The 21,030-nt window shown below is 61.6% G+C and carries 20 protein-coding genes; 8 read left to right on the forward strand and 12 right to left on the reverse strand.

The features are described from left to right. Positions 1 to 56 precede the first annotated feature (56 nt). Positions 57 to 443: an ectoine synthase gene (locus FHX14_RS23155; RefSeq protein ID WP_003588146.1), complete on the reverse strand. Its 387-nt coding sequence runs from the start codon at positions 441 to 443 to the stop codon at positions 57 to 59. A gap of 249 nt (positions 444 to 692) precedes the next feature. Here FHX14_RS23155 and FHX14_RS23160 point away from each other — a divergent pair, with 249 nt between their 5' ends. The 3 genes from FHX14_RS23160 to FHX14_RS23170 all read left to right on the forward strand — a co-directional run bounded on the left by FHX14_RS23160 (position 693) and on the right by FHX14_RS23170 (position 5,137). Beyond that, the gene (locus FHX14_RS23160) at positions 693 to 1,586 is read left to right on the forward strand and encodes a LysR substrate-binding domain-containing protein (RefSeq protein WP_184378909.1); all 894 of its coding nucleotides are present in this window, start codon (positions 693 to 695) and stop codon (positions 1,584 to 1,586) included. A 252-nt stretch (positions 1,587 to 1,838) separates the two neighbouring features. Beyond that, the gene (locus FHX14_RS23165; protein WP_184378911.1) at positions 1,839 to 3,404 is read left to right on the forward strand and encodes a methionine--tRNA ligase; all 1,566 of its coding nucleotides are present in this window, start codon (positions 1,839 to 1,841) and stop codon (positions 3,402 to 3,404) included. An 827-nt stretch (positions 3,405 to 4,231) separates the two neighbouring features. Further along, positions 4,232 to 5,137, forward strand: a complete 906-nt coding sequence (locus FHX14_RS23170; protein ID WP_246713433.1) for an acyltransferase — start codon at positions 4,232 to 4,234, stop codon at positions 5,135 to 5,137. 147 nt (positions 5,138 to 5,284) lie between these two features. On the opposite strand, the gene FHX14_RS23175 is transcribed toward FHX14_RS23170, so the two are convergent. From FHX14_RS23175 to FHX14_RS23185, 3 genes are read right to left on the reverse strand one after another with little or no spacing between them, the layout of a single operon-like run. Beyond that, on the reverse strand, positions 5,285 to 5,848 hold the full coding sequence (locus tag FHX14_RS23175; protein WP_003588128.1) for a biotin transporter BioY: 564 nt from the start codon (positions 5,846 to 5,848) through the stop codon (positions 5,285 to 5,287). A 24-nt stretch (positions 5,849 to 5,872) separates the two neighbouring features. Continuing rightward, entirely contained in the window at positions 5,873 to 6,481 is a 609-nt protein-coding gene (locus FHX14_RS23180; RefSeq protein ID WP_184378913.1) for an energy-coupling factor transporter transmembrane protein EcfT, read from the reverse strand. Further along, entirely contained in the window at positions 6,481 to 7,155 is a 675-nt protein-coding gene (locus FHX14_RS23185; RefSeq protein ID WP_184378914.1) for an ABC transporter ATP-binding protein, read from the reverse strand. Before FHX14_RS23185 ends, FHX14_RS23180 begins: the two co-directional genes overlap by 1 nt. 311 nt (positions 7,156 to 7,466) lie before the next feature. Between FHX14_RS23185 and FHX14_RS23190 the strand changes: the two genes are divergently transcribed. Beyond that, positions 7,467 to 8,657 (forward strand): winged helix-turn-helix domain-containing protein, encoded by a 1,191-nt coding sequence (locus FHX14_RS23190; RefSeq protein ID WP_184378916.1) that lies wholly within the window; start codon positions 7,467 to 7,469, stop codon positions 8,655 to 8,657. Between the two features lie 336 nt (positions 8,658 to 8,993). Here the strand turns inward: FHX14_RS23190 and ribB are convergent, their stop codons facing one another. From ribB to FHX14_RS23205, 3 genes are all read right to left on the reverse strand, one after another. Continuing rightward, positions 8,994 to 10,097, reverse strand: a complete 1,104-nt coding sequence (gene ribB / locus FHX14_RS23195; protein ID WP_003588124.1) for a 3,4-dihydroxy-2-butanone-4-phosphate synthase — start codon at positions 10,095 to 10,097, stop codon at positions 8,994 to 8,996. A gap of 9 nt (positions 10,098 to 10,106) precedes the next feature. Then, on the reverse strand, positions 10,107 to 11,204 hold the full coding sequence (gene aroC, locus FHX14_RS23200) for a chorismate synthase (protein ID WP_184378918.1): 1,098 nt from the start codon (positions 11,202 to 11,204) through the stop codon (positions 10,107 to 10,109). A 152-nt stretch (positions 11,205 to 11,356) separates the two neighbouring features. Next, on the reverse strand, positions 11,357 to 14,545 hold the full coding sequence (locus FHX14_RS23205) for an EAL domain-containing protein (RefSeq protein ID WP_246713434.1): 3,189 nt from the start codon (positions 14,543 to 14,545) through the stop codon (positions 11,357 to 11,359). A gap of 227 nt (positions 14,546 to 14,772) precedes the next feature. On the opposite strand from FHX14_RS23205, the gene FHX14_RS23210 reads away from it, so the two are divergent. From FHX14_RS23210 to FHX14_RS23220, 3 genes are all read left to right on the forward strand, one after another. Next, positions 14,773 to 15,033: a DUF1344 domain-containing protein gene (locus FHX14_RS23210; protein ID WP_003569889.1), complete on the forward strand. Its 261-nt coding sequence runs from the start codon at positions 14,773 to 14,775 to the stop codon at positions 15,031 to 15,033. Between the two features lie 127 nt (positions 15,034 to 15,160). Next, the gene (locus FHX14_RS23215; protein ID WP_184378922.1) at positions 15,161 to 15,403 is read left to right on the forward strand and encodes a DUF1902 domain-containing protein; all 243 of its coding nucleotides are present in this window, start codon (positions 15,161 to 15,163) and stop codon (positions 15,401 to 15,403) included. A 4-nt stretch (positions 15,404 to 15,407) separates the two neighbouring features. Continuing rightward, a complete protein-coding gene (locus FHX14_RS23220) occupies positions 15,408 to 15,602 on the forward strand; it encodes a type II toxin-antitoxin system HicA family toxin (RefSeq protein ID WP_184378923.1) in 195 nt (64 codons plus the stop codon). Between the two features lie 15 nt (positions 15,603 to 15,617). On the opposite strand, the gene FHX14_RS23225 is transcribed toward FHX14_RS23220, so the two are convergent. The 4 genes from FHX14_RS23225 to FHX14_RS23240 form a co-directional block, all read right to left on the reverse strand. Continuing rightward, positions 15,618 to 16,208: a histidine phosphatase family protein gene (locus FHX14_RS23225; RefSeq protein ID WP_003588116.1), complete on the reverse strand. Its 591-nt coding sequence runs from the start codon at positions 16,206 to 16,208 to the stop codon at positions 15,618 to 15,620. Between the two features lie 21 nt (positions 16,209 to 16,229). Further along, on the reverse strand, positions 16,230 to 17,048 hold the full coding sequence (fabI, locus tag FHX14_RS23230) for an enoyl-ACP reductase FabI (protein ID WP_003588115.1): 819 nt from the start codon (positions 17,046 to 17,048) through the stop codon (positions 16,230 to 16,232). Positions 17,049 to 17,170: 122 nt separating this feature from the next. After that, a complete protein-coding gene (locus tag FHX14_RS23235; protein WP_184378925.1) occupies positions 17,171 to 18,391 on the reverse strand; it encodes a DnaJ C-terminal domain-containing protein in 1,221 nt (406 codons plus the stop codon). A gap of 371 nt (positions 18,392 to 18,762) precedes the next feature. Then, a complete protein-coding gene (locus FHX14_RS23240; RefSeq protein WP_003588112.1) occupies positions 18,763 to 19,221 on the reverse strand; it encodes an RT0821/Lpp0805 family surface protein in 459 nt (152 codons plus the stop codon). A 65-nt stretch (positions 19,222 to 19,286) separates the two neighbouring features. Between FHX14_RS23240 and pdxH the strand changes: the two genes are divergently transcribed. Next, a complete protein-coding gene (pdxH, locus tag FHX14_RS23245; RefSeq protein ID WP_003588111.1) occupies positions 19,287 to 19,907 on the forward strand; it encodes a pyridoxamine 5'-phosphate oxidase in 621 nt (206 codons plus the stop codon). A 6-nt stretch (positions 19,908 to 19,913) separates the two neighbouring features. On the opposite strand, the gene FHX14_RS23250 is transcribed toward pdxH, so the two are convergent. Continuing rightward, positions 19,914 to 20,951 (reverse strand): polysaccharide deacetylase family protein, encoded by a 1,038-nt coding sequence (locus tag FHX14_RS23250; RefSeq protein WP_184378927.1) that lies wholly within the window; start codon positions 20,949 to 20,951, stop codon positions 19,914 to 19,916. Between the last annotated feature and the right edge of the window lie 79 nt (positions 20,952 to 21,030).

Genomic DNA, 21,030 nt, shown 5'->3' on the forward strand with positions numbered 1-21,030 from the left:
GATGAAGATCTTGAGCCGCTCAGGAAGATTGCAGCACCCCGCCGCGTCGCTGGGCCTCAGTATTCGGAACCGCTTCTGTTGTTCAGATCGTGACGTTCCGTCCCTTTCAGAGGTGGATTGAAGATGCTGACGAGAATGAGGTCCTTGTCCTTGCCGCCCCGCAAATAGTGGCGATCATGTTTATCGAGGACGTAGATGTCGCCGACGCCGATGGGAAAGACGTTGCCGTCCATATCCTCGACCTCGCCTTCTCCCTGGATGCAGTAGCAGGCTTCCAGGTGGTTGCGGTACTGCAGCAGGGCTTGCGTGTTGGCGCGAACGACCGTGTGGCAGACCGTGAACCCCATCCCGTCATCATTGGTCAGCAGGCGATGGCTCGTGCCATTGCCCCAATCGACGAAGCGCTCGGTCTGCTCGACTTCCTTTAGACTTCTCACAAACATGTTCTTTCCTCTCGCAAATGACGGAGACGTCTTTGATCTCCGTGATCCCAATAGGCACCGGAATCCACGGTTGCTTCAAATGATCAAAATTGAGAAAGCTGTTAGAATAAGTTACATGCGGCGTCCGAATTTGACGCGCGGTGAGTTTGATGCGAGAATTCCGCTGAGCCGATATCAGCAAGTTTTGACTAGGTTTTGACATTTCCGTTGGCGAATGACCCTTGCCGCTCATGTTAGGAATACGAACATATGCAACTGCCGCCGCTGAACGCCTTGAGAGCCTTCGAAGCGACCGCTCGGCTGATGAGCCTCTCAAAGGCCGGAGACGAACTGCATGTGACGCACGCGGCGATCAGTCATCAGCTCAAACATCTGGAGGCGTGGCTCGGCCGCAAGCTGCTGCAAAAATCCGGGCGCGGCGTGGCGCTGACCCCGGCGGGCAATGAATATTATCTGGCTGTCTCGGGCTCACTGGCAGCCATCGCCCACGCCACCGGCAACATGCGCAGAGACCACAATATGCGGTCGATCACCGTCGGATGCATTCCTTCGATCGCGTCGCGCTGGCTGGTTCCGGCACTGCCGTCTTTCCGGGAGAGCGATCCCGATCTCGAAGTCAGGATCGTCTATGCAAAGGCGGAAGAGCGCTTCGATGACGAAAGCCTGGACGTCCTGATTACCATGGGAGAAGACCTGTCGGGGGGACGGGAGAGCCGCCTGCTTTTCTCCCGCCGTAACCAGCCGGTGGCCAGCGTCCATTATCTGGCCAAGCGGAATTGGACTGTCGGCAGCGTTCCCTTTGCAGCGGCCGACCTGCTGCACGACGAGTCCGTCGACGGCTGGAAAGAATGGTTCCGGAAGACTGATATAAAGGCGCCCGAGCCGGTTCGCGGGACGGTATTTCAGGACTTCAACATTCTTGCCACGGCGGTGATCGCCGGGCATGGGGTGGCATTATGCCCGGTCGAAGTGTTTCGGCGCGAGATCGATCGCGGCGACCTCGTCGTGCTGTCGGACATCTCGACGGCGGAGACCCAGGGATATTACCTGATCACCAGCGCCTGGGCGAAAAAGCCGGTGCGTCGTTTTACCGAGTGGTTCACGAAGGAATGCCGATCCGCCGGCTCGCCGATCATTGAATAGGCTCGGCCAAGGCGGGCGCTCGACTGGAGGGCAAAGTGCGCCGGCCCAAACAGCGCGCTTGTTCGAAACCACCCTTGATGCTAGAAAAGTGGTATGGACAACAACGTGATCAGCACTTTCGTGATGATGATGCCGCGCTCATAGCGTGGCGGGTTTCGTGCGTCCATAATGCACCAGCAACCGCCCTCGAGGCGGTTTTTTCATGGGTCGATCCGTCTCGCCGGCAATAACAGCCTTCGAAAGGAAACACCGATGAACAAGACGGACATCTATATCACCACCTCCATCCCTTATGTGAATGCCGCGCCGCATGTGGGTTTTGCCCTCGAACTCGTGCAGGCCGATGCCTATGCCCGTCATCTCAGGCTTCTCGGCCATGACGTCAGGTTCCAGTGCGGGACCGATGACAACAGCTTGAAGAATGTCAGAGCGGCGGAAGCCGGGGGACTGCAGGTGAGGGACTTCGTCAATGCCAACGCCGACAGGTTCGAGCGTCTGGGCGGCCGGCTCCATATCTCCAACCAGGAATTCGTCCGCACCTCCCGCGATCCAAGGCATGTCGCCTGTGTCCACGCCTTATGGCGGGCCTGCGCCGAAAACGGCGACCTCTATCGCAAGGCCTATGAGGGCCTCTACTGCGTCGGCTGCGAGCAATTCTACGAGCCATCGGAACTCGATGACGGGCGCTGCCCGGAACATGGGATCGCTCTTGAGACCGTCCGTGAGGAGAACTGGTTCTTCCGTCTCTCCCGATACGGCGGCAGGCTCCTCGAACTCGTCGAGACCGGTGCGCTTCGCATCGTTCCAGCCCATCGGCGCAACGAAATCCTTGCCCTGCTGCGGCGTGGCCTGACCGACATCAGCGTGTCGCGCAGCGCCGAACGGGCGAGAGGCTGGGGCGTTCCGGTTCCCGATGGGGGTGGTCCCGATGCGGGTGACGTTGTCTATGTCTGGTTCGACGCCCTGGCGAACTATCTCACAGGCCTGGGGCACGGATCCGATCAGGCGCTCCTGCAGCGCTATTGGAACAGCGGAGAACGCATCCACGTCGTCGGCAAGGGCATCTCCAAGTTCCACGCCATTTACTGGCCGGCCATCCTGCTGTCCGCCGGCCTGCCGCCGCCATCGTCGCTCCTCGTGCACGGCTACGTCACGGTGGACGGCAGGAAGATCGGCAAGTCGGCCGGCAACGGCATCGACCCGGAAGGCATCATCGACGCCTACGGAACGCCGGACGCGCTGAGATATTACCTGCTCCGGCATATACGCTCGGGAGACGATGGCGACTTCTCGGGCGAGCGTCTCGAAGCCGCATGGTCGGGAGAGCTCGCAGGCCAGCTCGGCAATCTCGCCAACCGAGTGCTTGCTCTTCTATATCAGTCGTTCGGCGGCATCGTACCGCCGGTGCCGGAGAGCGAGTTCGTGCAGCAAGCTCACCGCCTTCCGGGCAAGGTGGCGGCGGCCTTCGATGCCTACGAGCTTCATGTCGGCCTTGCTGATATTTTCGAGTTTGTCGGTGAGGCGAACCGGCGGTTTACGAAAGGTGCACCATGGGCGGATGCGAAAGCGCTGCTTGGCGATCCCGCTCCGGAGGATCGCAAGGTGACCGCCGAACGTCTTGGCGCTTGCCTGGCCGAGCAGATCTACGGCCTTGCGACCGTTGCCCGCTGCCTCCTCCCGTTCTTGCCGGCCTCGGCCGCAACGCTGCACTCCAGGCTGGGAATATCGTCTCCTCGGCTCTATCGGGATCCCCTGATCGTGGCTGGGGCCAAGGCTGCCCCGCAAGCCGTGCTCTTCCCACAAAGAGCGGCAGCTTGAATCACGCCGGGGCCGGATACTCTGCGCTGCAGCGACAGCAGCGCAGAGTTGGGAGGGCGATGGCAAGAGAGGGCGTTTTGACGCGATCCCGGATGTCATAAAAGTTTCATACTGGAACAATTGTCCGGATCGAGAAAAAAATCTATTATTTCAATGGGGAAACAAGATTTCTCGATGCAAACGAAAGGATACTGATTGGACACATTTTTCTCGGATGCCATGCCCTTCGCATGCTTCATCCTGGTTTTTGCCCTGATAGTTGCGAGTGGCAAGCGCAGTTCAGCAAGCTCCGGCGATGGCGGTGGAGGCTGGTTCGACGCCTCGGACGACGGTGGCTGTGACGGCGGCGACGGAGGTGGAGGAGACTAAATCAAACTGAAATCGATAGAATGCCCGACCGCCTCAAGGCGGTTTTTTGTTGCCCGGATTCCAGGCCATGCCGGTGCGGCATGGGAGAAGTTGCGGCTCTCTGACGGGCAGTGAGCGAATTGACCTGCCATACAATCAATGATTGCCACACTGACTGCGAGTGTCTTGCCTCAATATCCAAGTCAAGGTAGTACTTGACGAGATTCTGGGGGGATCATTATGGTAAAATCCGAAGCTGGCAGTCCGTATATTTACGGTATCGACGCATTGCGATTTGTGTGTGCGTTAATGGTAACGATGTTTCATCTTGGATTTGCTTCCTGGGCTTCGCCCTTATATCTCAGACGCTACAAAATGCCCGTGATTGAGAATATTGCCCAACCTGGTTGGGTTGGCGTCGAACTGTTCTTCGTCATATCAGGGCTCGTCACATCAACTCTGCCGCTTCGGCTACCGCGATGTCGTTTCTGAAGGGGCGAATTCTGCGGCTATATCCGGCGGTATGGATATGTGGGTCACTGACACTCCTCTTCATCGCAACGCAGGATGTTAACAGGCGGATTATCAAGAACTATCTTCGGTCGATCACGCTGTACCCCGGGGGCCCATGGATAGACGGTCAATATTGGACGTTGGCCTGCGAGATCTGTTTCTATGCCCTTGTCTTCATCCTGTGTGCGGCCGGTCAAAGGACGAGGATGCCAGCGCTGGCGCTCGGCCTGTCGTTGGCAAGCACCGGTTTCATCGCTCTGTTGAACGCCTTTCCCGATTCAGAGGTGCTGGCGATATTCACCGATACCGCCTGGCGGGCCGTTCCCTTTTACTACGGCTGCCAATTTGCCATCGGCATCTACATCTACATCTGGCTTTTGTCTCAAACCCGCATGAGCAGGGTTTCGTGGGCGGGTTTCGTCTTCGCGCTGGCAGCGGGTGCCACTCAGATTTACATGGCAGCCGGCAGCACCAGCGAGCGAACGCTTGCCGCAGCTGGTCACTCCTTCTCGCCGTTTCCGGCAATCTTCCTCTGGGTGGCGGGGCTGATATTTATCGCCGCGAGCGTCGCTTATAGCCGGCAGATCAGTCACCTGCCGAAAGCCTTTCTCCAAGCGGCCAAGACCCTCGGTTCAATGACCTATCCGCTCTATCTTCTGCATTTTGCGATAGGCATTCAGCTTCTCGATTGGTTGACCGATCTGGGAATGACACCGCTGCCGGCACTCGGTTTGGCCATTGCGATCGTCTGTCTCATGTCGCTCGCGGTGTGCAAATGGGGAGAGCCTCCCATCCGAGGCGTTTTGCGCATGGTTTTCGAGAGGCTTGGTCAATGGGCTCCTGGTTTTCAGGCAAAGGAGTCTCGGGTTTAGCTGCTCGAGCCCTCTCATGGCGCCGCGTCACCGATCGCTGGATCTGGCCGACGACGCAATCGATGTTCAACGCAGCCATTAAAGCGCAGTGGCCGCCTTCGAGCCTGAAGGCGGCCGTTGGTGCATTCGTAACAGAGCGTTTATGCTTTAGGCGCGCGCCGGCAGCAGGGGATAGCCGACCATGACGGCGCGGCCGAGGAGGGCGGCGACGAAGGCCTTGATCACATCGCCGGGAACGAAAGCCATCGAGCCGACGAAGGCTTTCGGGAAGCCGAGACCGGCGACCGTCGCGAGATAGGTGATGCCGAAAGCGTAGAGCACGACGATGCCGCCGACCATGGCGGTGAGGAAGAAGCTCACCGTCTGCACCAGGCCGGACTGCCGGTCGTTGATCAGGCGCTCGCTGAGATAACCGGTGACGAAGGCGGCAAAGATCCAGCCGATGAGGAAGCCGGCGGTCGGCGAGGCGAAGATCGCAAGCCCGCCGCGGCCGCCGGAAAGCACCGGCAAGCCGATGGCGACGAGCAGGAGCACGATCAGCACGGCAACGGCGCCGCGCCGGGCGCCGAGCACGACGCCGGCCATCATGACGCCGAGCGATTGCGCGGTGATCGGCACCGGAATGAAGCCGAGCGGGATCGGCGGCAGCAGGCCGAGCGCCACGATGATTGCGGCAAAGAGGGCGGTGAGAACGAGGTCGCGGGTGCTCATCATGAATTCCGTGGTTAAAATTGGTTAACTTCCATGCCGCCGAATGCCGCGCGCGTCAATCGCCGCGGCGATATTATCCGCATCCTTGAGCGTCAGGATGATCAGCGGCGCAAGCAGGCTCGCCGGCCGGACCTTCAGCCCACGCGCCCTGTGTGCCTCGCGGATCGCCTGGTAACGGTCAACGATTTCAGGCACGAAACGCAGGACCAGCCCCAACGCCAGGCCGATATCGTCGGCCCGCACCCGGCCGGCGCGCTCCAGCGGGCGGGCAAGTGCCGTCACTTCGTCGATGAAGGCGGTGATCGACGTCGTCGCGGTCACGGCGGCGGCAAGCAGCATCAGCGCCGTCAGCCGCAGCGGCGGCACGAGCGCCTGCTGCCAGGGATTGAAGAGCAGGTTGAAGAGCGCGACGACCGCGATCGTCAGGAAGATCGGCCGCAGCCGCCGCAGCGCGGCTCCCATCGGCAGGCCGACCATGCTGTAGAGGATCGCCGCCGCCAGCACCGCGAGAGACAGCAGCACGAGATTGCCGGTGATGAACAGCACGATGCTGAAGATCGCAAGCGACAGCAGTTTCACCCGCGGCGAAAGCCGATGCATTATGCTGTTGCCTTCGACATAGAGCGACTGCATCAGAGGGCGATCTCCCTGTAGCGGGCGATCGCCTCAGTCGCCGTCGCATCCGCGGCAAGCCGCCCTTCGTGAAACAGCAGCACCCGCTCGAAGCCGGCGATCAGCTCCAGATCATGGGTGATGACGATGGCGCTTTCGGCAAGCCCGGCGATGATTCCTTCGACCAGCGCCCGGTTCTTGAGATCGAGCTGGTTGGTGGGTTCGTCGAGGATGAGAATGCCAGGCCCCGTCGCCAGCACCGAGCAGAGGGCTGCCACCTGCAGCTCGCCGCCGGAAAGCTCGTGCGCCCGGCGGCCGGCCAGCGCCTCGGCGCCGAAACGGGCCAGCACGCCCTCGACCTTCGCCTCGATCTCCGCCTTGGTGAAGCCGCGCCGCTTCAGCCCGAAGGCGATGTCGTCCCGGACGATCGGCATGATGATCTGGTTCTGTGGCGACTGAAAGATGAAGCCGACATCGGCTGCCGCCGTCCTCTCGTCGGCCGTGTCGCGGCCGTTGACGGTGACCCGCCCGACCGTCGGCTTGGTCAGCCCGTTGATCAGCCGCGCGAAAGTGGTCTTGCCCGAGCCGTTCAGCCCGATGACGCCGATGCGTTTGCCGCTGATGCTAAGCGTCAGCGGCTGTAGCGCCACCCGCGCCCCGAAACTGACCCCGGCACCTTCGAATTCTATGTCCAAACCAATCCCTCGCATCCGGCGACGCTGGAAAGCGCCTTCAATGGGCAGATCTGCGAAGACCAGCCCCTCATCCGGCTGCCGCCACCTTCTCCCCGCAGGCGGGGAGAAGGGGATATGCCGCGACCTCTCCATCCCTCGCCAACGTCTCGCATGGCACGTCTCCTCTCCCCGCGAGCGGGGAGAGGGTTAGGGTGAGGGGCAGCCACTGGCGCCGACCTGATCGCAGTGCTTCTACAAAGAGCAAACCTCGCTGTCGACATCCGATAGCGATATCGGGTGGCTAGGAAGATTTTCCGCGTTATGATGCATCCATGACGAATCTGCTCTCCAATTCCGACGCCCGCCGGGTCTTCCTCGCCAAGCAGGGGCTTAGCGCCCCGCCGAACCGCGCCTTGACCAAGGAGGGCCTGCTGCAGCTGATCGGTGAGCTGGGTTTCGTCCAGGTGGACAGCATCCAGACGGTCGAGCGGGCGCACCATCAGATCCTGTTTTCCCGCAACCAGACCTATCGGCGCGAGCACCTGACGGCGCTGCTCGAAAAGGACGGCGCGCTGTTCGAGCACTGGACGCACGACGCCTCGATTTTGCCGAGCGCCTTCTTCGTCTATTGGAAGCACAAGTTCCGCCATCAGGAGAAGGTGATCGTCGAGCGCTGGCGCAAATGGCGCGGCGAGGGCTTCGAGGCGGCCTTCGAGGAGACCTATCAGCGCGTCGAGCGCGACGGCGCGATCCTGGCGCGTGACATCAAGGCGGACGGCCACGTTTCCGGCGGCTGGTGGAACTGGCATCCGAACAAGACGGCGCTCGAATATTTCTGGCACACCGGCAAGTTCGCCATCGCCGGCCGTTCGAACTTCCAGAAGATCTATGATCTCACCGAGCGCGTCATCCCGGCCGAATTCCGCGAGCCGGAGGTGAGCCGCGAGGAATTTATCGACTGGGCCTGCCGCAGCGCGCTCAGCCGCCTCGGCTTTGCCACCCATGGCGAGATATCGGCCTTCTGGAGCCTCGTCTCGCCTGACGAGGCCAAAACCTGGGTCGCCGCCCATCGTGACGAGCTGATCGAGGTGCTGATCGAACCGGCGCTCGGGGCCAAGCCGCGCCCCTCCTGGGCCTTTGCCGATTTCCTCTCGACGCTCGACAGCTACCCCGGCGCACCGCCGCGCATCCGCGTGCTCAGCCCCTTCGACCCGATGATCCGCGACCGTAACCGCACCGAACGCCTGTTCGGCTTCTTCTACCGCATCGAAGTCTTCGTACCCGAGCCGAAGCGCGAATATGGCTATTACGTCTTCCCGCTGCTCGAAGGCGACAGGCTGATCGGCCGCATCGACATGAAGGCGGATCGGAAGAAATCGACGCTCGATGTCAAGCGGCTCTGGCTGGAGCCGGGCGTGAAGCCGTCGGCGGGGCGGCTGGAGCGGCTGGAGGCGGAACTCGACCGGGTGGCGCGGTTTGCAGGGGTGGAGAAGGTGGTGTTGATGGAGGGGTGGAGGGGGTAACGAATTATCCTCGCCGGTCACTGCGCCCTCACAAGGGAGGCCGTGATAAGTGCCGGCCGAATGAAACGCCAGCTGCGGTGCTTCTCTGCGCGCCGACGGTGAGTTTGGCAACAATGCCAACCACACTCTCCGTCATCCCAGGCCTTGAGCCTGGGATCCATGCCACGACTGCCGGTGGACCCGGCGTGGATGCTCGGCTCAAGGCCGAGCATGACGGAGAGTGGGGTGCGCAGGAGACACATTCACACCGCAGATGCCCGTATCAGCCGCCATCCGCTAGCGAAATCAGGCAGTCGGTCACGGCCTGAATTGATCGTGATGAGGGAGGAGAAACCCTCAGCAGATCTCCGTCTTGCTGATCTTGATGCCAAAACCTTCCAGGCCGACATAGTGGCGTTCGCGGCTGGTGAGCAGCTTGATCGAGCTGACGCCGAGGTCCTTGAGGATCTGGGCGCCGAGGCCGATTTCCAGCCATTCGCTGTCGCGGGTCTGGGCTTCGGCATGGGCTTCGCGGCCCTGGTTGCGGGCCTTGCGGCCGTTGTCGTAGTGGCCGACGCCGACCGAGCCTTCGCGCAGATAGACGATGACGCCGCGGCCTTCCTCGGAAATCTTCTGCATGTAAAAATCGACCGGGCTGTTCTTGCCGAAGAGATCTTCGGCGACATTCTCCGGATGCAGGCGCACCGGGATGTCGACGCCGTCGCGGATGTCGCCGAAGACGACGGCGAGATGCTGCATCGGGTCCCAGGGCAGGGAATAGGTATGGGCCTTGGCCTTGCCGAACGGGGTGTCGATGTCGAAGCTCGTGCCGTGCTCGACCAGCGTTTCCTTGCGCTGACGATAGGCGATGAGATCGGCGACGGAGACGAGCTTCAGCCCGTGCTGCTCGGCGAAATCGACCACCTGCGGGCCGCGTGTGACGGTGCCGTCGTCATTGACCAGCTCGGAGATGACGCCGATCGGCGGCAGGCCGGCAAGCTTGCAGAGGTCGACGGCGGCTTCCGTATGGCCGGAGCGCATCAGCACGCCGCCTTCGCGCGAAACCAGCGGGAAGATATGGCCGGGACGGACGAAATCGGCCGCACCGACATTCGGATTGGCGAGATTGCGCACCGTCAGCGTCCGGTCGTCGGCTGAGATGCCGGTCGTCGTGCCGTGCTTGAAATCGACCGAGACGGTGAAGGCGGTCGTATGGGCCGAATCGTTTTCCGCCACCATGGCGTTGAGGTTGAGGCGCTTGGCCTCTTCCTTCGGCATCGGCGCGCAGACGATGCCGGATGTGTGGCGGACGATGAAGGCCATCTTCTCCGGCGTGGTATGGACGGCGGCAACGATCAGGTCGCCCTCGTTCTCGCGATCGTTGTCGTCCATGACGACGACGATCTCGCCGGCCTCGAAGGCCCGGATGGCGTCGACGACGCGCTTCTGATCATACGACATGGGACACTCCTATTTCAGGCGGCCGGTCTGGCCGCGGTCGCGAAGATAATGGTCGGCGATGGCGCAGGCGACCATCGCCTCGCCGATCGGCACGGCGCGGATGCCGACGCAGGGGTCGTGCCGGCCCTTGGTGCGGACATCGACATTCTTGCCGTCGGCATCGATCGACTGGCGCTCGGTCAGGATCGACGAGGTCGGCTTGACGGCGAAACGCGCCACCACCGGCTGTCCGGTCGAAATCCCGCCAAGAATACCGCCGGCATTGTTGGAAAGGAAGATCGGCACGCCGTCATTGCCCATGCGCATCTCGTCGGCATTGTCTTCGCCTGAAGTTTCGGCGGCGGCAAAACCATTGCCGATCTCGACACCCTTGACGGCGTTGATCGACATCAGCAGCGAGGCGATGTCCTGGTCGAGCTTGGCATAGATCGGCGCGCCGAGGCCGGCCGGCACGCCTTCGGCGATCACTTCGACAACGGCGCCGATCGAGGAACCGTTCTTGCGGATGCCGTCGAGATATTCTTCCCAGACCGGCACGATCGCCGCATCGGGGGAGAAGAACGGGTTCTGGCCGACCTGATCCCAGTCCCAGTTGCGCCGGTCGATCTTGTGCTTGCCGATCTGCACCAGGGCGCCGCGCACCGTCACGCCGGGCACCACCAGCCGGGCGATGCCGCCGGCCGCGACCCTTGCTGCGGTCTCGCGTGCCGAGGAGCGGCCGCCGCCGCGATAGTCGCGAATGCCGTATTTGAGGTCATAGGTATAATCGGCATGGCCGGGGCGGAATTGCCGGGCGATCTCGCCGTAATCCTTGGAGCGCTGATCGGTGTTTTCGATCAGCATCGAGATCGGCGTGCCTGTCGTCGTCATCGTCTCGCCGTCGGCGTCGAGCATGACGCCGGAGAGCACCTTCACCAGGTCGTCCTCGCGCCGCTGCGTCACGAAGCGGGATTGCCCGGGCTTGCGCTTGTCGAGCCAGACCTGCAGGTCCTCGAGCTTGAAACGCAGTCCCGGAGGGCAGCCGTCGACGACGCAGCCGAGCGCCGGACCATGGCTTTCGCCCCAGGTGGTTACGCGGAAGAGGTGACCGAATGTATTGTGCGACATGTGTTCCCACGGTGGCGCGCCAAAGCCGGTTGCGCCATTGCTTGAAAAGGCGCGACACTCATAGGCCAAAAAACCGTCGAGGCAAAAGCCTTTCTTTGCGTCAAACCGGCAGCAGCGGAAATGCTGTTTCCGTCCCTATCAAGGGAAGGCGGTCAGGATGCCAGCCGCCATCCCGCTCCGGTGGCCTCGGTGGTGAAATCATCGAAGGAGAGCGGCCGCGAGAAGGCATAGCCCTGCAGGATGTCGCAGCCGAGATCGCGCAGCAGTTCGGCATGGGCCGCCGTCTCCACCCCTTCGGCCACCGTCTCGACGCCGAGCGAGCGGGCAATGTCGATGATCGAGCGGACCAGCGCCCGCTCCTGCGTGGCGCCGACGATCGGCTGCACCAGCTGACGGTCGATCTTCAGCCGCTTGGGCTTCAACTTCAACAGGCTGACGATCGAGGTATGGCCGGTGCCGAAATCGTCGATCTCGATATCGATGCCGAGCGCCTTGATGTGCTCGAGATTGTGCGAGACGACGTCCTCGCTCTCGTCGAGGAAGATCGATTCCACCAGTTCGAAGGAAAGCTCGCCAGGGCGGATATGCAGATCGGCGAGCGATTCCAGCAGGCTGCCGTCATGCAGCCGCCGTGCCGAGACATTGACCGAGACCTTGGGGACGGCAATGCCTTGCGCCGTCCAGCGCATCTTGTCGCGCAGCGCGGTTTCCAGCACGATCCGGTCGAGCATCTGCACGACATTGATCTCGTCGGCAATGCGCAGGAATTTGTCGGGCGCTAGCCACCCTTTGGCCGGATGTTTCCAGCGCACCAGCGCCTCCACGCCCGTCAGCTCCATCGTCCGGGCTGAGAATTGCGGCTGGTACCAGGCGGTGAACTCGCCATTGTCGATGCCGGCGAGGATCTCGTCGGCCGTGCGCTTGGTGTTGACGATATCGGCCTGGAGATTGTGATTGAAGAATTCGAAGCGGTTGCGGCCCGTGCTCTTGGCGCGGTAGAGCGCGATATCGGCATTGATCAGCACCTTGCGCGCATCGACGTGAATGCCGTTGGCAAGCGCCACGCCGATCGACACGCCGCAGCGGCAGGAAAAACCCTGGAAATCGATCGGCTGGCGCATCTCCTCGATGATCCGCGCCGAAAGCTGCGCCATCTCCGTGTCGCCGACATCGAGGGCGAGGATGACGAATTCGTCGCCGCCGATGCGCGCGACGATATCGCTGCCGCGGACATTCTTGGCGAGCACCTTCGAGGCGTGCACCAGCATGGCATCGCCGGCGGCATGGCCAAGCGTGTCGTTGATCTCCTTGAAGCGGTCGAGGTCGATGTGCAGGATCGAGAATTTCTGCCGCTGCCGGCGGCCGTCATTCGTCAGCTCTTCGAGCGCAATATCGAGCTTGCGGCGATTGGCGAGGGCGGTCAGCGGGTCGTGCAGCGAATTGTGCTCGATCCTGTTCTTGGCAAGCTCGAGCTCGATATTCTTGGCGACCGCCTCGTCCTTGGCGGCTTTCAGCCGGATCGTCATCAGCACGTCTTCGGTGGCATCGAAGGCGATGCCCATGATCTTCATCTCGCCGGTTCCCGTCTGGTGGACCTTGCCGACCGAACGCACATAGCGCACCGCGCCGCCGTCGACGATCACCCGGCAGACGAGGGTGTGGGTATCGCCGTTCTTCTTGAAGTGGCGCGCGCTTTCCAGCGCGAGACCCCGATCCTCGGGGTGGATGCAGCCAAGCCAGGTCTCCTCGGTCATGAAACCATTGCGCGGCGCAAGCCCATAGAGCTCGTGCATGCGCTCGTTCCAGATCGAGCCGCCCCGGTCGGGCCGCGCTTCCCAGATGCCGCATTGATAGGAGTTGAGCGCCAGGTCGAGCCGGCTCGACAGCTCGGCGAGCTGTCCCTCGCGGCTGGAAAGCTCTTCAAGCGCCAGCTCCAGCTCGGCATTCTTGACCTCGCTCATGTCTTTCGCCTTGCGCAGCGTATCGGTCGTCTCCGCATCGGCGGTCACGTCCCAGACGATGCCGATCGTCCTGCTGACACCGCCGGCATCGGTATAAAAGGCGCCGACCGAGCGCAGGTGCCGGATGCCGCCATCGGCAAGCAGGATGCGGTACTGCGCCGTGCAGGCGGCGCCGGCGATGCTGCAGCTGAAAAAATGCACTTCGGCGATCTCGCGGTCCTCGGGCAGGATCGCTGCCAGCCATTCGTCGAGCGCCCGGCTGCCTTCCTGCGCCGGCTTGCCGTGCAAGGCCGCGGCGCGCGCATCCCAGAGCAGGCTGCTCGAGTGATCCTCCAGCTCCCAGATGCCGATATTCGAGGATTCCAGCGCCAGATCGAGCCGCTGCGACAGTTCCTTGAGTTTCGCCTCGCGCGTCTCCAGCTCGGTGATGTTGCGATTGCGCTCGCCGAGCAGGAGGGTCGCGAAGAAGATCGGGACGATGATGATGCAGCCGGCGGCCGCGACGATCAGGCGCAGCTCCGTTCGGTTTTCCGGTATCGCGTCCCAGCCGCTGTTCGGAACGACGGAGAGTTCCCATTTGCCGCCAGCAAAGCCGATCTTCTGGCGCATCGGATTCTTGTCGTCGATCTCGGAGGACCCGAAGAACGGCGCGGCTGTCGCGGCCCTCGCCGGTGAGCCGATATCCCGGAGGGCGATCGATAGATGGTTGAGATGCGGAAAACGTTCCCGGTTCTCGCGGTCGCGCGCCGGCATGAGCCCGGTCGCCTCGTAGAACATCTGCTGGTCGATGACGAGTTCGACCGCCCCCCACAGCCGCCGTTGGCCGTTCTCCTTGACGAAAACCGGGAAGAATATTGCAAAGCCGTCCCGGCCGTCGGTGCTGACAGGGCCATAGAAGCGCGCCGACTGATCGCCGGCCGCCGGCGTCATGGCCTGGCGTGAAAACAGCGTTGCGCGCACGTCGCGGCCGATCTCCTCATTGCCGGGTAGCCTGGGATAGACGTTGTCGATAATGAAATCCGGTGCGACCGCGATGTGAATGAAGGACGGATTCTGGATCAGCAGCCAGTTGATCTGCCGCTCCATCTCCTCTCCGTTTGCGGCGCTGACGGAGATCAGATTGGCAAGGTCGCGGACCATGCTGAGGTCCATATTGATCTCAGCCATGACCCGGGCGCGGATGAGGTTTGCCTCGCTTTCGGTGCGGATATGAAGTTCGCGCTCATAAGATTGAGTATTGGCCCGATCGAGGCCGAAGCCGACCATGATGACGACAAGGGCGACAAGCGAAGAAACCAGAAACGAGACGCGGGTATTCTTCAACACGCGCCGTAACTGCTTGTTGTCGCTCAGCCTGGATAGCAAAATGAAACTCCCCATCTTCCGGGCGACTTTAGGGCGTTGGGGTTAATTTACGATTGCCCACAGGCGATGCCAAAAATCATGGGAAGGGAAAAACAGCGGTTAACACGGCGTCTTGATTATATTTAAAATCCTATTCATCAATTAGGCGGGAAAAGCCATTCTTACGGGCAATTTTCGCCATATTCAGGAGGCTATGTGTGGCCAGTCATGTTCTCGTGCAGCGTCTGAAAAGGATTGTCGCCATGCGTTTCGTCGTCGCCACGCTTTTGGCAACAGCAAGTTTCCTGTCGCCGATGAGCGGTTTTGCCGAGAGCGCCGATGTCGAGGCGACGATCAAGAAGGTCGATACCGCCAATCTGGTGCTGACACTCGATGACGGCAAAACCTATCAGGCGCCCGAGGAATTCAATTTCGACGGCCTCGAAGCCGGCGTGAAGGTCATCGTCTTCTACACCGAGGTCGACGGCAAGCGCGTCATCAACGATTTGGATATTGTCAAATAGGAAGCCTGAACGTCTAGATCGGCTATAAAATTCGTCTTCATTCAGCTACATATATACACTATGACCCGTCGGCGCAGAGCAAACGCAACGGTGTGGGACAATCGTGTCCGCTATGGAGAATGATCGTATGAAGCACGCCTCGATCATAGTGCGCGCGGATTGGGATGAGGAGGCTGGCGTTTGGGTTGCCAGCAGCAACGATATCGAAGGGTTGGCGATCGAGGCAGACACCCTCGAAGCTCTTGAGCCTAAGGTTATCGCAGCTATAACCGATCTTTTCGAGCTGAACGGTTTTACTTCGAGCCTGCCGGAAATTCCTATCCATATTATGGCCGAACAGCTCGTTCGCATTCCCAATCCGACCTACTGAGCACATGGCCGGCTATCTACGTGAACCCAAAGAGCTGCTGTTGAAAGCTGGCTGCGAATATGTGCGGCCGGGAAAGGGTGATCACGAAATCTGGTATAGCCCGATTTCCAACCGCCATTTCACGGTCGATCATGGGGTAAAATCGCGCCATACAGCCAATGAGACGCTGAAACAGGCCGGACTTCCGAAAGCATTTTGATTCAGGTGCGACGCCCTACAGCCAGACAATCGTCCGCTCGGTGGCGTCGATCCTGACGATCTGGTCCTGCGGGATTCCGCCTTCGGCAGCGCTGCTCTTCGGCAGGTCGGCGATCATCTGGAACAGTGTGCGGATGACGCCGCCATGGGTGACGCAGACGGTGGGGCGATCGACGGATTGCAGCCATGAGCCGGTGCGCCAGGAGAGAATCTCGTAGCTTTCCGCATCGTCGCCGGGCGGGATGAAATCCCATTTCGAAGCATTGCGTTCGGCCACCCGCTCGCGCTGCGTCGCCTTCAGCTCCTTGAGCGTCGAGCCCTCCCAGTCGCCGAAGGAGATCTCGACCAGCCTCGGATCGGTGCGATAGGCAAGCGGCGGCAGGCCCATGGCGCCGCGGACGATTTCCATGGTCGCGCGCGTGCGCTGCAGCGGGCTTGCGACGAAATCGAATTCATCGACTGTGTCGCCGAGAATTTCGCCAAGCGCCACCCCGTTCTGCCGGGCCTGTTCCAGGCCCGTGGCGTTCATCGGGATGTCCTTCTGGCCCTGCAGGCGGCGCTCGGCATTCCAGTCGGTCTGACCGTGTCTGATCACGTAGATAAGCACGGTCTCTGCTCCGGGAATGCTTCAGTCCTTGACGACCGAAATGTCAGGGGCGTCGACCGCCTTCATGCCGATGACATGATAGCCGCTGTCGGCATGGTGCACTTCGCCGGTGACGGAGCGCGAGAGATCCGACAGCAGATAGAGGCCGACATCGCCGACTTCTTCGATGGTGACGGTGCGGCGCAGCGGCGCGTTGTATTCGTTCCACTTCAGAATATAGCGGAAATCGCCGATGCCGGAGGCTGCAAGCGTCTTGATCGGGCCGGCCGAGACGGCGTTGACGCGGATGTTCTGCGGTCCGAGGTCGACGGCCAGATATTTGACGCTCGCTTCGAGCGCGGCCTTGGCGACACCCATGACGTTATAGTTCGGCATCACCTTTTCGGCGCCGTAATAGGTCAGCGTCAGCATGGCGCCGCCATCCGTCATCAGCTTCTCGGCGCGGCGTGCGACCGAGGTGAAGGAATAGACGGAGATCTGCATCGTCTTGGCGAAGTTGTCGGCCGAGGTGTCGACGTAGCGGCCGGTCAGCTCGTCCTTGTCGGAGAAGCCGATCGCATGCACGAGGAAATCGATCTTGCCCCAGAGCTTTTCGACGTTTCCGAAAACCTCGTCGATGGTGGCTTCGTCGGCAACGTCACAGTGGCCTACCAGCGTCGCGCCGATTTCGGCGGCGAGCGGCTCGACGCGCTTCTTCAGCGCATCGCCCTGGTAGGTGAGCGCGACTTCTCCGCCCTGCGCATGAATGGCCTTGGCAATACCCCACGCAATCGAGCGATTGTTGGCGACACCCATGATGACGCCGCGTTTGCCTGCCATGAGGCCGGATGCTTGAGCCATATTTCGCTCCCTAGGAATTCTGATTGATCCTGCCTATGGCATAGGCCGCTAATCGGTTCAAGCTTGGCCTGGATCATCAACTGTTAGGTTTCGTAACAAAGGGTGCGAAAGTCATAAATATTTCACAGGAACAGGCCTTCGCGCATGCTCCGCATGAGATCGGTGACTTTGTCGTCGGGCTTTTCCCACAGGATAATGCGCAATTCGACGACGAGATCGCCTCTGCCGCCCTCTTCGCGGGGCAATCCCTGGCCGGGGATCTTGATCGTCTTGTCCGAGCCCGACCATGCGGGAACCGTGACGGTGAGCGGCCCGCTCGGTCCCTCGATACGCGCCTCGGTGCCGAGAACGGCATTTTCGATGCTGAGCGGCAGCACCGCATGCAGATCGAAACCGTCGACCGTGAAGCGTGGATCGGGCGCAATGCGAATGTTGATGACGGCATCGCCGCGCTGCATGCCCGGCAGCTTGAAGCCCTGTCCCTTGAGCCGCAGCTCGTGACCATCCCTTGTGCCGGCCGGCAATGCGAAGCCGATCTCGCGGCCCTCCGGCAGTGACGCGGTGATCCAGCCGCTCTTCAGCACATCGTCGATCGTTACCGTCGCCGTCGCCACCTCGTCCGGTGCTTTTTCCAGGCCGGTATCCTTGGCGCCGGTGAAGCGGCGCACCAGGGATGTCAGGATGCTGAGCGGCAGCGGCAGGTTGGCGCCGGCATTTGGCCCAGCCTCGCCGGCCTCCTCGTCGCTCCTGGTATCGGCCTCGGTGGCGTCGCCATCCAAGCGCCTGCCGGCCTCGCTCGCCTGTTGGTTCTGGGCCTGCTGGTTCTGGGCCTGTTGATTCTGTGTCTGCTGGCTCTGGGCCTGCTGGTATTGCGCCTGTTGCGCGCGAGCCTGCGCCTGGCCGCCGGCCGCAGCGCGGGCCTGAGCGCCGAAAATGCGATCGACCATCTCGTCGGCGGGCTCGGCCGATCCTGCCTGTTGTCTGGAGCCTTCGGCGGCGGCCTTCTGGGCGGCGCGCGCAAGCTCTTCCATCACCCGCTCGGCATTGGCCTGCGCCGCCTTGGCGCGCACGGCAGCCTCACGCGCCGCCTGGCGCTGCTGCATGATCGTCTGTTCGTTTTTCTTGGCTTCCGCCATCCGCACGGCATTGTCGAACAGGCTGCGTTTTCGCGGGTCCTTCAGCGTTTCATAGGCGCGGCCGATCTCGGCGAACCGGGCCGTCGCCGTCGGGTCACCCTGATTGTGGTCGGGATGGGCTGACTTGGCCATATTGCGCCAGGCCGCCTTGATCTCGTCCGCTGCAGCGTCGCGCTTGACGCCCAGAATTTTATAAGGATCGCGCATGTCAAACCGCCGGTGTTGCGATGCGGGAAGCCACGTCCTTGCCCGGCATCCCGAAATTCCGAAATCAAAAGCCCAATAACAATTCGCGCCATCCCGCCGCATAGGCAGGGACAACCACTCTCAACGCTGATCGTGCGTCGGAGTTGCTAATCACTTCTTATTTCTATGGAGAGATGTGGAGTGTTTTGCGCCGAATGGTTAGCTCTTTGCTAAGCATCCGGCGGAAAGGCGTCGGGCGTTAACCTGTCGGCGAGCCGGATCAGCTTTCCCGCCGGATCAGCTTTCCCGCCGGAAATTAACTTTCCCGCCGGAAATTAACTTTCCCGCCGGAAATTAACTTTCCCGCCGGAAATTAACTTTCCCGCCGGAAATTAACTTTCCGGCTGGAAGCTCAAGAGCTGCCAGTTGCCGCCGCCGACGAGGCAGGTCTTGCCGTAGAATTTGGCGATGCCGACATAGGAATGCCGCGTCGTGCGGAATTGGCGGCAGACCTGGCCCGACTCATTGTTCTCGACGATCGTATCGATGACGCCGGCGCTGCCTGTCGATGCATTCGCCCAGGGAAGCGGTTGGCCCTCGAGCCTTTGCACATCAGCCGAGGTCACGGCATTGCGCACGGTCATCTCATCCGACAGCGTATCGGTGCTCGGCGGCGTCTGCGGCACGGTGCCGGTTGCCACCGACCGGTCGACCTTGGCTTCGCTGAGAAAATCCATGCCGCCTGCCAGGCAGCCGGAAAGCGAAAGCATTGCGGCGCCGATGACGAAGAACGTGCTGCTGCGACGCCGCAGGCCCTTTGTATGGCGATATGACTTTGCTATGACTTCCACCCTGCATCCTGTCCAGTTATCAAAAGCTGGGCGAGTTTTGAATAATCCGGGGCATTTGAACCAATATGTCGGCAAACGAGTTAACAAGCGGTGACTTTACCGAAAGTGGCGAACCCTTCAAGCTCTTTGCCGAATGGCTTGGCGAAGCGGAGGCTTCCGAACCCAACGACCCGAACGCCGTGGCGCTGGCAACGGTCGATGAGGATGGTCTTCCCAATGTCCGCATGGTTCTCCTGAAGGGATTCGACGACAACGGTTTCGTCTTCTACACCAATTTCGAGAGCCAGAAAGGCCGTGAAATTCTGGGCCAGAAAAAGGCGGCCATGTGCTTTCACTGGAAAAGCCTGCGCCGCCAGGTAAGGCTGCGCGGCCCCGTCGAGATCGTCACCGATGCCGAAGCCGACGCCTATTTCAAGACGCGGGCCCGCGGCAGCCGCATCGGCGCCTGGGCCTCGAAACAATCCCGCCCGCTCGAAAGCCGTTTCGCGCTTGAAAAGGCGGTGGCCGAATATACCGCCCGTTATGCCATCGGCGAAATTCCGCGTCCTGCCCATTGGTCGGGCTTCCGCATCCGGCCGACCTCGATCGAATTCTGGAAAGACCAGAACTTCCGCCTGCATGACCGCGTCGAATTCCGCCGGCCGTTGCCGGAAGGCGCATGGGACAAGGTCAGGATGTATCCGTAAACGGCCCTATTTGCCCATCAGCTTCAGCGGAATGCCGGAGGCAAGCGCCGAGACGTAGCGTCGCTTCTGGTAGAAACCGTTCAGCGAAATGCGCGAGAGATAGCCGGTTTGCGCTGCTGCCGGCAGCCCTGGCTGGGTGGTGACCGCAAGCTCAAAGCCGAGATTTCGGGCAATCGCCGCCTCGCGGCTGGTCGCAGCCTCCGGCGTGCCGTAGGGATAGGCGATCGTCTTGGGACGGTTGCCTGTTATCGCCTCGACGTAATCGGCCGAAACCTGCATTTCTATCCGCGCTTCGGCCTCCGGCAGGCGGGCCAGCGCCCGATGGCTGATCGTATGGGCGCCGAGTGTGGCGAGCGGATGGGTCGCAAGCCATTGCAACTGGCCGGGCTCCATCACCAGCGCGCGGGTGATATCGGTCGGCTCGATGCCGTTTTCCCGCGCCAGCATGTCGATCGCGGCGACGGCGCGCGCCTCGTCGGACCGGTGGATAAAGCCGGCGAATCGGCCGAAGGCATCCCATTGCTGCTGCGGATCGTCGAGCGCCAGCCGTTCGCTGCCGCGGCCGAAATCGAAGCGAAGTTCGCCTGACCGACGCAAAAGGATGGCGAGCGTCTCCCACCAGATGCTGTGCGAGCCCTCGGCAAAACCCTTGGCAATGAACACCGTGAACGGCGCCCGATGCTGTTCGAACACCGGCAGCGCGTGCTCCAGATTGTTGATGTAGCCGTCGTCGAGCGTGAAGGCGGCAAACGGCCCTCCGCCCTCGGGTTCGGCCAGCAGCGCCGGCACCTGATCGAGCGGCACGAAACGATAGCCCTCCCGCTTCAGCCGCCGCAGCGCCGTATCGAGAAAGCCGGGGGTGATTTCGAGATGCGCATTCGGCTCGAAAGCCTCCGGCACGTGCGGGCGGACATGATGCAGCGTGAAGACGACGCCGCGTCCGCGCGCCTGGCGCATCAGCCCGGCGGCGGCAATCAGCCAGGAAAGCTCGAGCCCGGCGCCGATCGCCGCGCGTTTTGCCAGTCGCTTCAATTGTCCCGTCATGCGCCGTCCGTTGTTTTTTGCTGGAAACTAGCAAGCGCGACTTAAGCCTTGCTGAATCCCGATTTCGCACGGCTCCTTT

The organism is Rhizobium sp. BK619, assembly GCF_014195245.1.
In the GTDB taxonomy this organism is placed as follows: domain Bacteria; phylum Pseudomonadota; class Alphaproteobacteria; order Rhizobiales; family Rhizobiaceae; genus Rhizobium; species Rhizobium acidisoli.